The following is an 11,058-nucleotide window of genomic DNA, read 5'->3' as shown; positions in this document are numbered from 1 at the left end:
AGGGATGTGCTTGTGATTGACTCATTAAGTATTGCCAGCTCCGGGCTGACCGCGAACCAGGCATGGATCGACAGTATTTCGAACAACGTCGCAAACATGCAGACCATTGGCTACAAGCGCAGCCAGGTGGACTTTCACGACATGGTTCGCGAAGTCGGGACACGCGACGATGGCGGTGGCATGACCGAGAGCCTGCTGACCGGTGCTGGCATCCAGGCTTCGCAGCCGAGCCAGGTCTTCAGCCCAGGCACGGTCCGAGAAAGCGGCAACGCGCTGGACCTGGCCATCCAGGGTGACGGGTTCTTTGAAGTGGCGTTGCCGACGGGCGAGCTGGCGTATACCCGCGCGGGGCGTTTTCATCTCGACAGCGAAGGTCAACTGGCGATGCCGGATGGGCAAACGCTGACGGCCGATCTGCGCGTACCGCCGGACGCACGCAACCTGGTGATCAAACAGAACGGGGAGGTCCAGGCGACCATCACCGAGACCGGAGAAATCATCAACGTCGGCCAGGTACAACTGGCCAAGTTCGCCAGTGCCGAGGCATTGACCAAACTCAGCGACGGCCTCTATCGACCGACGCAGGCCAGTGGCGAAGCGATCTATGCCGAGCCGGGTCGAGACGGTCAGGGTGTCCTGCTGCAAGGTTATGTCGAGATGTCCAACGTCAACCTGATCGACGAGATGAGCGGGCTGGTGCTGGCCCAACGTGCCTACCAGATGAATGCGCGATTGCTGCAAGCCAGCGATCAGATTCTGGAAACCATCAATAACCTGCGCCGTTGATCTTCATGAATATCCATCGGTTGGCCGGACTCGGGCTGTGGCTCGCCAGCGCGGGTTATGCCCAGGCGGCGCCCGATGCCGCTTGCGATACAGCGGCCAGTCATGCCTTGAACACGGCCACCCAACGTATCCAGGCACAGTTGGCCATGCCTGAGGTTGAGCTGCAGCTCACGCCCATAGGTGAGCTGCCGGCCATGGCGCATCCGCAGATCAGGCTGTTGAGCCAGGGCATTCGCAGCCGGGTGTCCGTTGCTTTGAGTGGCACGGTGTGCGGGCACGAGCGGCCTAGCGTGGTGACGGTGTGGTTCAAGATCCAGGCCTGGAAGCAGGCCTGGGTCTACGGTCGCAACGGGCGAGCGGACCAGGCCTTGGCCGATGCACAACCGCGCCTGGAGCGGGTGGACCTGGCGGCGGCGCAACTGTCGCCCGGCGATCTGCCCAATGACCTTGCAGGGCAATGGCTGACGCAATCGGTCAATGCCGGCATGCCGGTGCTCAAGCGTCATCTCAAGGCCGAGCCGTTGGTGTACCGCGACGCCCCGGTGACCGTGGTGGTCTATGGCCCGGGCCTGATGCTGCGCACCGAAGGCAAGGCACTGCGTCCGGGTGTGTTGGGAGAACGCGTACCGGTGATGCTGGACGGCGCCGAATCGAGCCTGTTGGCGGTGGTCGCCGGTAAAGGAGAGGTTCATGTGGACCAGTAACGTTCGCAAGGCAGGGCTGGTGATGCTGTTGCTGCCGGGGATGGCTTGCGCACAGAGCCTGATCAACCCCGATGGCTATCGCTCCCTGACGGGGGACCGTCGTGGTTACCATCTCGGCGACACCTTGACGGTGCTGGTGGTGGAGTCGACCTCGGCGCAGAGTGCGGCCGGCACCGGGGCCGAGAGCAATACCGACATTTCCGCGCGCACGGGCCTGGACAGCAATACCCATCAAGCGAACCTGGGCTTGCGAGGCGATACCAACGGCAATGGCCAGACCAACCGCAGCGGACAGATTCGTACCAACGTTTCGGTACGGATCATTGAACAACTGCCCGAGGGTTTGTTGCGCGTCAGCGGCGAGCAACGGGTGACGGTCAACGATGAAAAACAACAGGTGCGGATCACCGGTCTCGTTCGACCCGATGACATCGCCTACAACAACACGGTGCTTTCCTATCGCCTGGCAGACGCACAAATCGACATCGTCGGTGACGGTGTGGTGACCGACGCGCAAAAGCAGAACATCGTTTTTCGGGTGCTCAAGTGGCTGCGAGTCTTATGAAAAGTGTTGCTCGACTGCTCGCGGGCCTGCTGCTTGCCCTTTGGTTGCAGCCGACGTTGGCTGACGTGCGGATCAAGGAGCTGACGCGCATTCAGGGTGTGCGGGACTATTCCATCATCGGCTACGGCCTGGTGGTGGGTTTGGCCGGCACCGGGGATACCGACCGCAATCGGGCCACGCGCCAATCGTTGGTCAATACCTTGAAGAACTTCAACGTGAATGTCGCTGATGGAGACCTCAATACCCGCAACACGGCGGCGGTGATGGTCACTGGCAACCTGCGCTCGTTCAGCGAGTCGGGGGACAAGCTGGACGTCGAGGTTTCTTCCCTGGGCGATGCACGCAGTCTGCTCGGGGGCACCTTGTTGATGACCCCCCTGTATGGCCCGGATGAAAAGCTCTATGCCCTGGCCCAAGGGCCGATGTCAGTGGGTGGGTACGTCTTTGAGGCCAACCAAAATTCCGTGCAGAAGAACCATCCGACCGTCGGGCGTATACCACGGGGCGCCAGTGTCGAGCGTTCGGCCTTTTCGGAAAGTGATGAAGTATCGAGAAATCTGGTGCTGATTCTCAACGAGCCGGACTACACCACCGCGCAGCGTATCGCCGATGCCTTGAGTCGCGAGTTGGGCATACCCGGTGTGCGTGTCGTGCATGCCGCCAAAGTGGAGGTGCCTGTGACACCAGGCATGACCGTGCCTCGGTTGATTTCGCGGGTACAGAACGTTTCGGTCGCACCGGATTATGCCGCTCGGGTGGTGGTCAACGAACGCACCGGCACGGTAGTGGCGGGCGCCAATGTTCGATTGGGCGAGGTGAGCATTTCCCAGGGTTCGCTGAGTGTCGTGATCAGCACCAAGTTCCAGGTGTCGCAGCCCTCATGGGTTGCCCGCACCGGGCCGAGCGTCGGCACGGTGGTTGTCCCTGACACTGAGGTGACGGTGAATGAAGAAGAACACGGCCCGGTGAAATTGGCCGAAGGCGCGACGGTGGGCGATCTGGTGAAAGCCCTCAATCAGGTTCGATTGAGCACCCGAGAAGTCATCACTGTGTTGCAAGCCATCAAACAGGCGGGCGCTCTGCACGCCGAACTCATCGTTCAATAAGGAAGATTGATGTCAACCGATATGAATCTTGCAGTAGAGACCGTGCGCTTCGCCATGAGCCTGGAGCAATTGCGGGCGAAAGTCGCGGCGCACAATATCGCCATGGCCAACGTTCCGGGGGGCAAGGCGATGCGCCTCAACGGCTACGAGCCGATGGCTGCCTTGCGCGGCTTGCACAACGACCCTGAGTTGTTCGCCCAATCGTTGCGTTCGCTGCAGGACAGCGAGCTGACACCGTACTTGCAAAGCTATACCCCGAGCACACCCTTGGCACTCGACGGTGAAGTGGCGCAAATGTCCGCCGCCAGCGGTCGCTACCAGGCCTTGGCAGACGGTGTATCACGACAGTTCGCATTGATGCAGTTGGCTGTCCGGGGAGGTCGCTGAGAATGCCCTTGGACAACATCAGCGAGATCGTTCGCGGGAGCATGGCTTATGAGCGTTCGCGGGCAGAAGTCGCCAGCTACAACCTGGCTATCGCCAACGTGGCAATAGGGCCGGGTGAACGTTCACCGTTGCTCAGCGTATCGCCACCCACCAGTTTCGCCGGCCAGCTGGGGTTGCAGCAGCCCCGCGTTCACGCCCAGGCGCGTAGCGATAGCCGCTTGGTCCATGAACCGAGCCATCCCATGGCTGACCAGAATGGGATGGTGCATTACCCCAACATCGAAGCCGCCAGGGAGATGGCGACCTTGGTATCGGCTACCCGTGCCTATGAAGCCAATATCCGCTCCTACAACAGCTTGCGTGAAATGACGCTCAAAGCCTTTGAAATTGGAAAGTGACATGACCGCCGCCATTGCGCCTATCGCATTGACCCCCGACCTTACACCGGCCGCTGCCTTGGCGGACGGACCGATGGGGCCTCAGGGCACCGACTTTGTCGATTTGCTGAAATCGGGTGCCACCCAACTGAATGCACAAACCGGCCAGGCCAGCGAGATGCTGTCGGCGTATGCGCTGGGCGACAACATTGCGCCCCACGATCTGGTCATGGCCATGGAGCAAGCGAAGCTGTCGCTGCAACTGGCCGTGGAGGTGCGCAACCGTCTGGTAGACGCCTACCAGGAACTCACGCGGTTGCAGATCTAAGCCATGGAGAATCAACCGGTGTCCTCGTTCCTGGCGGGTCGTACTCGCGTCTTTCTGATTGGTGCCTTGCTGATTGTCGGCCTGCTGGCCGCGTCGGCGTGGTGGGTGCTCCGACCGCAATACGTGGCGTTGTACCGAAACGCCGACGAGGCGTCCCAGGCCCAGATCCTGGCTACATTAAGCCAACGTCATGTGCCCTATCGGATCAATACGCAGCAGGGTGCGATTGAAGTCCTGGCCGATCATGCCGCCTCTGCCCGTATGTATCTGGCTGAGGCGGGTATCCCGACCCGTGGTGGCACGGGGTTCGAGTTGTTCGACAAGGCCGACTACGGCATGTCGGAGTTCAGCCAGAAAATCAATTACCAGCGGGCCATGGAAGGAGAGCTGGCGCGCACGATCATGAGCATGTCCGAAGTCGAATATGCCCGTGTGCACCTGACGTTCAAGAAAACCAGCCTCTACCAACAGGCGGAAGAACCACCCAAGGCGTCGGTGATCGTGCGTCTGCGGTCGGCGGGGACGTTGATGCCGCAGCGAGTCAGGGGTATTCAGCAACTGGTGTCGTCAGCGGTGGAGGGCATGACGCTTGAGCGCGTATCGGTGCTCAACGAAGACGGGCAGGTACTCAGTGCCTCCGATGGCGCAGCGGCGGCGCCGGAGCATCTGCAGTTGACGGCCCAGGTCGAGCAGGCGCTCAAGCTGAAGGCCGAAGAATTGCTGGCGCGTCCACTCGGTCATCGTGGCGTCGATGTGTCTGTGCGGGTGCTGATGAACTTTGACCGTGTCAAATCCATCAGCGAGCAACCGCTGACGAACAAAATGCGTCGTGAAAAACGCACGGAGTCCACCGAAAACTCCAGTGGCGAGTCCACGAGCAAGCGTTCCCAGAACAACCGGGAAATCGATTACGAAGTGGGTAAGGCGCGTGCTGAAACCGAGCATGCGGCTGGCAAGATCGAGCGCATTACTGTTGGCGTAGTGCTCAGCACGCCGGTGTCGGACGCTCAAATGAAAGATATCCAGGCGTTGCTTGAAGCGGCGCTGGGGCTGGATCTCAAGCGGGGCGATCGCTTGGTGATGGTGTACATCCCCGATATGCCCGTGCCAGAAACAACGCCGGTAGCAGAGCCCTCGGTGCAGCCGGTGCCGGTGAGCAGCGCGCAGCTGCCTGCGCCCGTCGATGCTGAGCTGTCGTTGCCATGGGCGCGCTGGTTGGGTGTCGGCTCGATGGCTGCCTTGGCAATCGCTCTGTTGCTGCTTTGGGCAAAAGGACGACGCAAGTCTGTTTCGGTCCCTGCCACGGTGCCGCGATTAACATCAGTCGAGCGCGAGCAATTGTTGGTGGACTTGCGCCGCTGGCTGTTGGAGGGGCGTTAACGTCATGGAATTCTCAGCGCTTCGTAAAGCGGCTATCCGCCTTGCCTGTTCTCATGCCGAAGACCGTGAGTGGATTCTGGCGCGGCTGGAACCTGAGGAGCGTCGCCAGGTTGAGGTGCTGTTGGAGGAGATCAATCTTCTGGGATTGTCCAGCGACCCCTCCGTTGTCGCAGCGCTGATGAGCGAGCTGGCGGCAACGCCATCGGCAGCCCGCCCGGTGCCCGACAATGCACCACTCAAGGCCCGGCTTTCGAAAGCGACGCATCCGTTTTGGGGCGCGCTGGTCCTTCAACTGGAAACACCCACTGCACGCCGTGAAGTGTTGGGTGGCCTGGCCAACAGTGCCGAGATCCGTCGTTGGGATAGCAAGTTCGCCAAACAGGTATTGCCGCCGGCACTGATGAATAGTTTGAAAGCCCGGATGGATGCCCAGGAGGCGGGTGATGAGCGCACCTAAGCCGCCCCTGTCGTCGACGGTGTTGCGTCAACCTTCCCAGAACCTGGGGACTCGACGTCTGCCAACGCTTGACGCCAATGTCCAAACGAACACCTCGCCCAATGAAGAGCGTCAACCGGATGTGAAGCAGGCGTTGCGCGAGACCTTCGCGCTGGAGCTCGCGGAAATAGAGCGAGAGAGTCGCGAGAAGGGGCTATTGGAAGGCAGCAGGCAGGCCCGTACCCAACTGAGTGAGGCCCTGGCCCATCAGGAGCAGCAATGGCTTAAGAAGGAAGCCTCCCTGCGTACCGCGCTCGAAACGGAGCGCCTTCAACTTGCACGTTTGGTTGAGGCCTTGGGGGTGCAACAGAAACAGTTGATGGTGGCCATGGAACCCTCGGTAGGACGGCTCGCGCTGGCGGTGGTAACACGCCTTTTAGACCTGCATGCCGAAACGCGTCCGTTAATCGCCGACCTGGCGAGGCGGGCCATCGAAGAATATCAACTGGTTGGCCCAATGCGGATTCGTGTTGCCCGTGGGGATTACGAAACGTTGCTTCGGCTGGAGCCGGATGACGCGCTATTGGCATCGTTTCAGGTCGATCCGCAGGCCGCCCCCGGTAGCTGCCTGATTGACTTCGGTGGCGGTCTATTGGATGTCGGGGTACCAACCCAACTGGCCAATGTCGCAGCCGTGTTGACCGGGGGAGATGGCCGTGTGGCAGGGGCTTGAGAGTCGATTGATCACGCAGCTTTCCCAGGCCCGCCTGTGTCGGCGCCTGGGCCGTTTGAGTTCGATTCAGGGCATGGTGCTGCACGCCACCGGCCTGGATGTCCGGCTGGGTGAGTTGGTGGACATCCACCCGGCTCGTGGTGGTGAGGTCATCGCGGCTGAAGTGGTCGGCTTGCGCAGTGAATCCACCTTGTTGATGCCTTACGGCCCGGTGGATGGATTATGCCTGGCCAGCGAAGTCCACGCCCGTGGAACCCCTTATACGGTTCCCGTGGGGGCCAGTCTGTTGGGGCGTGTCCTGGATGCGACCTGCAACCCCCTGGATGATTTGCCGGCTCCAGAAGGGCTGACGCGGAAGCCTCGTTTCGTGGCGCCGATCAATCCTTTGCACCGTTCGCCGATCGACACCACGCTGCTCACAGGGGTAAAGGCCGTCGATGTCTTCACACCCCTTGGGCGCGGCCAGAGGATTGGCATCTTTGCCGGCAGTGGCGTGGGGAAAAGTACCTTGCTGGGAATGATGAGCAAGTATGCAGACGCTGATGTGATCGTGATTGCTTTGATCGGCGAGCGTGGCCGCGAGGTGGGGGATTTCATTCGCGACAGCCTGGGGCCGGAGGGTTTGAAAAAGGCCGTGGTGATCGCCGCGGCGGCTGAGCAACCGGCGGTCCTGCGGCGCCAGGCAGCCTATACGGCGACGACTATCGCCGAATGGTTCCGGGCCCAAGGCAAGCATGTGTTGCTGATCATGGACTCGATCACCCGTTTTGCCCTGGCCCAGCGTGAAATCGGACTCTCGACGGGCGAACCCATGGGTAGCCGAGGCTATACGCCGTCAGTATTTGCCCTGTTACCGCCGCTGATGGAGCGCGCTGGCGCGTTGAATGGGCAAGGTTCCATTACGGGGGTCTATACCGTACTGGTCGAGGGCGACGATATGAATGAGCCCGTGGCTGACCATATGCGTGCCATTCTCGACGGGCATATTGTCTTGAGTCGCAGCGTGGCCGCCCGTGGGCACTGGCCGGCCATTGATGTGTTGCACAGCATCAGTCGATTGGTGGGCGCCCTGCATACCCCAGAGCGCAAAACCCAAGTCGAGCGCCTGCGTTCAGCGCTTGGCAACTATCAGAACAGCGTGGACCTGATCGAGCTGGGCGCCTATGAAAAGGGCTCGCAGCCGCTGCTGGACACCATGATCGACTTGAAACCCGAGTTCGATGCGTTGTTGCAGCAAACCCCTCAAGAACATTTCTCTGCCTCAAGCACCTGGCAAACGGTTCAGCAGTTGGTCCAGCGGCTGGGCAAGGGGGTGAGCGATGCAAGATGAGTGGCGCAAGTCGCGGCAATTGAATGCGGCATCCCGTTTGCGTGCCATGCAGCGGGAAAGGGCGGAGCTCGTTTACAACCGCAGTCGCCATGAGCTGACCCAAGCCGAGCATCGTCTGAGTGCGGAGCAGGTTCGCTACGACAGCCTCCAGGCGACCCATGAGGCGTTGGGGCGCATTGGCGCCATGCTCGATCCTGCCCAGCATGAACAACGCTTACTGGCGCAGACGGCCGCATTTCAGCGACTTGAAGCGGCGCATCAACCTGTTATTGAAGCACGAAGCCTGTCGCATTCAGCCATGTCACAACTGCTCAAGTGCAAGGTGAACGAAGACCTGATCGACAAGGCCAAGGATCGGCTGCAGGTGCTGCTGGATAAGGCGGTGCGCGAGTATGAAGCCATCGATATTTTTGATGCACAGCAAGCTCAGGGGATGGGACATGGCCGTTAAGGTAGGAGTGTCGTTGTGGACCATGGCAGCGGATCAGCAGCGTCCTCCTGCTCGTGAAACGCAGGTCAAGGACTTCGAGCGCAAAATAGGCCTGCATGATCAATCACCGACTTCAAACGAAAGCGCGGGTCAGCAGCGCAACCCACAGGTGATGTCGGGGCAACGCCTCGCGCACTCCGCCGTTGCTGAAGCGGATCTGGCGCGGGTCGTGCTGTTGCGTTCCGGTAGTGCGTCAGCCATGACCGCCGAGGCGCTTGAACTGTATGCGCTGGGTGCACACGCCGGGCATCACCTGTCTTATCTCCCCGATGTATTCCTGGCGGAGCCGGATGTGCACGACGTTGCTTCAATCGGTGCTGAGCAAGCCTATTCAGCCCCTTCCGGTGCTTTGACGACGATTTCGGCGATGTCCTCCATGCCCTGTGCTGTCTCGACAATAGGCCCCGATAGACCCTGGAGCGAGCCCGTTGCCATTGAGCAGCAGGGCGTTGAGGACTCCACCGGTCGCTCGCTGTTGAGTTATTTGCACGGGAAATGGCCGGATCGACATTTTCAGTTCCTGCCTCGGGGTAAAGGTATTGAGTTGTTGATTCGAGACTACCGGCTCACCGCGCAAGAGCGTGATGAGTTGATAGACGAGCTCTCTCGCCGGGCTTCATCGATGCCTGAGCGGCCGCAGCAGATCTGGCTCAATGGTGAGCAGGTCTGGCGCGCATCGCCTCTTTCGAACAATTACAAAGGTGAACACGATGGCCGTTGAAGCGATCGGTAATGAGCTGAGTTCCACCACCTCGGAGTTGGCCCAGAGCCGTTTGGGGCAGGAAGATTTCATCAAGCTGTTTTTGACCGAGCTGACTTTTCAAGACCCGCTGGAACCGATCAACAATCGTGAGTTCCTGGCGCAGATGGCGCAGTTCGCCAACCTTGAGCAGACCCGGATCACCAACGAAAACACCGACAACCTGGTGTCCATGAATGCCACTTCGCAGTCCCTGGGTCTGCTGGGACGCCAAGTTGAAGTCAGCATTACCACGGGTGGAACGGCGATTGGCTCAGTGACGGCAATTGCGTTTTCGTCGACCGGGCCGGTGCTGTCCGTCAAACGAACCGACGGTACGGTCCTCACTGACGTGCGGTTGTCACAAATCAAACTGGTCAGGCAGGGGGCGTAATGCTGCAAGCTTTCTTTAATGGAATGAGTGGCCTGTTTTCCTTCGCCAAGGGCTTGGACAACGTCTCCAACAACGTGTCGAACATGAACACGCCCGGCTACAGGGGCAGCGATACTTTTTATCGCGCCGTCAACGGACAGGATGGCCAGAGCTTTGGTTCAGGCATCGCAGGTACCCAAGTCCGTATCAAGCCGGGTGAGAACCGCCAGACCGGCAATAACACCAACGTGGCGATCAACGGCGCCGGTTATTTCGTTCTGCGCGATGAGCAGGGCGCGCTGTCATACACCCGCGCCGGGCAATTCGAGGTGGATAAGGACGGCTATCTGGTCGATACCATCAGCCAGCAACGCATCGCGGGTATCGACTCGGCTGGAAATCTGCGCGATATCAATATCCAGGGACAGCGCACTTTGCCGCCGCAGGCGACCACCCGAGTCGAGATGGTGGGGGCTTTGGCTCGCACCGGTACTACGGAGGCGACCCATCAGATCAACGCCATCCAGGTGTTCGATTCGACCGGTGCGAGCCATACCCTGAGCGTGAAGTTCGAACCGAAAACGACGCCCGCCAATAGCTGGAGTGTCACGGTTTCCGACGCGAGCGGCGCTCAATTGCAGACCGGCACTATCGCCTTTGGCGTAGACGGCAGCCCTTCTGCCGGTTTCAACACGTTGTCGGTTCCGTTGACGGTTAATGGCCAGGTCCAGAGCATTGTGCTGGATTTCGGAACACCGGGTAGTTTCAACCTGGCCTCCCAGGTCGCCAGCGGACCGAGCCATACATTGGGCGCCCGAGTGGTCGACGGCAGCGCCGTTGCCGGCCTGAACTCTTTCGCATTCGATGAGAAGGGCATTCTTAAATTCACCTACGCCAACGGCGAGAAACGTGATGGCAGCCAGCTGGCGCTGGCGGATTTCGCGGATGAAAGTGCACTGATCGCCGGCGCCAATTCGCTTTACCACACGCCGTCTTCCATGAAGGCAGAATTTGGCCGAGCGGGGGAGAAGCAGTTTGGCCGTATCCAGGGCGGTTATCTGGAATTGTCCAACGTCGATCTGGCCCAGGAGTTCGGAGACATTTTGATCATCCAGCGCGGGTACCAGGCCAGCTCAAGGGTGATGACGGTCTCCAATGAAATGCTGGAACAGCTGTACAACGGCACGAGAGGGGGCTGAGCAATGAGGATGTTGGGATTTGTCGGCACGACTCGTCTGCGCATGGCCTGTGAGCGATTGCCGTCTGTGGCCAGGTACTGGTATGAGCAGTGGTGCATGCCTGATGCACGCCACACCTGCGAAGT

The 11,058-nt window shown here is 60.2% G+C and carries 15 protein-coding genes; all 15 read left to right on the top strand.

What is annotated here, in order from left to right; translation table 11 throughout:
• Positions 1–12: 12 nt before the first annotated feature.
• From AB4O09_RS18290 to flgF, 15 genes are read left to right on the top strand one after another with little or no spacing between them, the layout of a single operon-like run.
• A complete protein-coding gene (locus AB4O09_RS18290; protein ID WP_013693086.1) occupies positions 13–786 on the top strand; it encodes a flagellar hook-basal body protein in 774 nt (257 codons plus the stop codon).
• A gap of 5 nt (positions 787–791) precedes the next feature.
• The gene (flgA, locus tag AB4O09_RS18285; RefSeq protein WP_013693087.1) at positions 792–1,490 is read left to right on the top strand and encodes a flagellar basal body P-ring formation chaperone FlgA; all 699 of its coding nucleotides are present in this window, start codon (positions 792–794) and stop codon (positions 1,488–1,490) included.
• A complete protein-coding gene (locus tag AB4O09_RS18280; RefSeq protein ID WP_460107307.1) occupies positions 1,477–2,055 on the top strand; it encodes a flagellar basal body L-ring protein FlgH in 579 nt (192 codons plus the stop codon). Before flgA ends, AB4O09_RS18280 begins: the two co-directional genes overlap by 14 nt.
• Complete coding sequence (locus tag AB4O09_RS18275; RefSeq protein ID WP_027912327.1) at positions 2,052–3,161, top strand: flagellar basal body P-ring protein FlgI; 1,110 nt, start codon at positions 2,052–2,054, stop codon at positions 3,159–3,161. The genes AB4O09_RS18280 and AB4O09_RS18275 overlap by 4 nt, the downstream gene beginning before the upstream one ends.
• Positions 3,162–3,170: 9 nt before the next feature.
• The gene (locus tag AB4O09_RS18270; RefSeq protein ID WP_013693090.1) at positions 3,171–3,548 is read left to right on the top strand and encodes a flagellar biosynthesis protein FlgB; all 378 of its coding nucleotides are present in this window, start codon (positions 3,171–3,173) and stop codon (positions 3,546–3,548) included.
• A gap of 2 nt (positions 3,549–3,550) precedes the next feature.
• Entirely contained in the window at positions 3,551–3,946 is a 396-nt protein-coding gene (locus tag AB4O09_RS18265; protein ID WP_013693091.1) for a flagellar basal body rod protein FlgC, read from the top strand.
• Position 3,947: 1 nt separating this feature from the next.
• Entirely contained in the window at positions 3,948–4,253 is a 306-nt protein-coding gene (gene fliE / locus AB4O09_RS18260; RefSeq protein ID WP_013693092.1) for a flagellar hook-basal body complex protein FliE, read from the top strand.
• Positions 4,254–4,256: 3 nt separating this feature from the next.
• Positions 4,257–5,633, top strand: coding sequence for a flagellar basal-body MS-ring/collar protein FliF (gene fliF / locus AB4O09_RS18255; protein ID WP_431495041.1), 1,377 nt, complete (start codon positions 4,257–4,259; stop codon positions 5,631–5,633).
• A gap of 4 nt (positions 5,634–5,637) precedes the next feature.
• Positions 5,638–6,090, top strand: coding sequence for a hypothetical protein (locus AB4O09_RS18250; RefSeq protein ID WP_013693094.1), 453 nt, complete (start codon positions 5,638–5,640; stop codon positions 6,088–6,090).
• Complete coding sequence (locus AB4O09_RS18245; RefSeq protein ID WP_013693095.1) at positions 6,077–6,802, top strand: FliH/SctL family protein; 726 nt, start codon at positions 6,077–6,079, stop codon at positions 6,800–6,802. The genes AB4O09_RS18250 and AB4O09_RS18245 overlap by 14 nt, the downstream gene beginning before the upstream one ends.
• Before the next feature lie 7 nt (positions 6,803–6,809).
• Complete coding sequence (locus AB4O09_RS18240; protein ID WP_233839776.1) at positions 6,810–8,132, top strand: FliI/YscN family ATPase; 1,323 nt, start codon at positions 6,810–6,812, stop codon at positions 8,130–8,132.
• Positions 8,122–8,583 (top strand): hypothetical protein, encoded by a 462-nt coding sequence (locus AB4O09_RS18235; protein WP_013693097.1) that lies wholly within the window; start codon positions 8,122–8,124, stop codon positions 8,581–8,583. The genes AB4O09_RS18240 and AB4O09_RS18235 overlap by 11 nt, the downstream gene beginning before the upstream one ends.
• Positions 8,573–9,343, top strand: coding sequence for a hypothetical protein (locus AB4O09_RS18230; RefSeq protein ID WP_100264000.1), 771 nt, complete (start codon positions 8,573–8,575; stop codon positions 9,341–9,343). The genes AB4O09_RS18235 and AB4O09_RS18230 overlap by 11 nt, the downstream gene beginning before the upstream one ends.
• The gene (locus tag AB4O09_RS18225; protein ID WP_013693099.1) at positions 9,333–9,755 is read left to right on the top strand and encodes a flagellar hook assembly protein FlgD; all 423 of its coding nucleotides are present in this window, start codon (positions 9,333–9,335) and stop codon (positions 9,753–9,755) included. Before AB4O09_RS18230 ends, AB4O09_RS18225 begins: the two co-directional genes overlap by 11 nt.
• On the top strand, positions 9,755–10,933 hold the full coding sequence (flgF, locus tag AB4O09_RS18220; RefSeq protein WP_013693100.1) for a flagellar basal-body rod protein FlgF: 1,179 nt from the start codon (positions 9,755–9,757) through the stop codon (positions 10,931–10,933). Before AB4O09_RS18225 ends, flgF begins: the two co-directional genes overlap by 1 nt.
• Positions 10,934–11,058: the final 125 nt, after the last annotated feature.

Source organism: Pseudomonas sp. H1_F01 (assembly GCF_054681425.1).
Note: the sequence above shows the minus strand (reverse complement) of the source record. Positions and strands in the feature narration are given on the sequence as shown.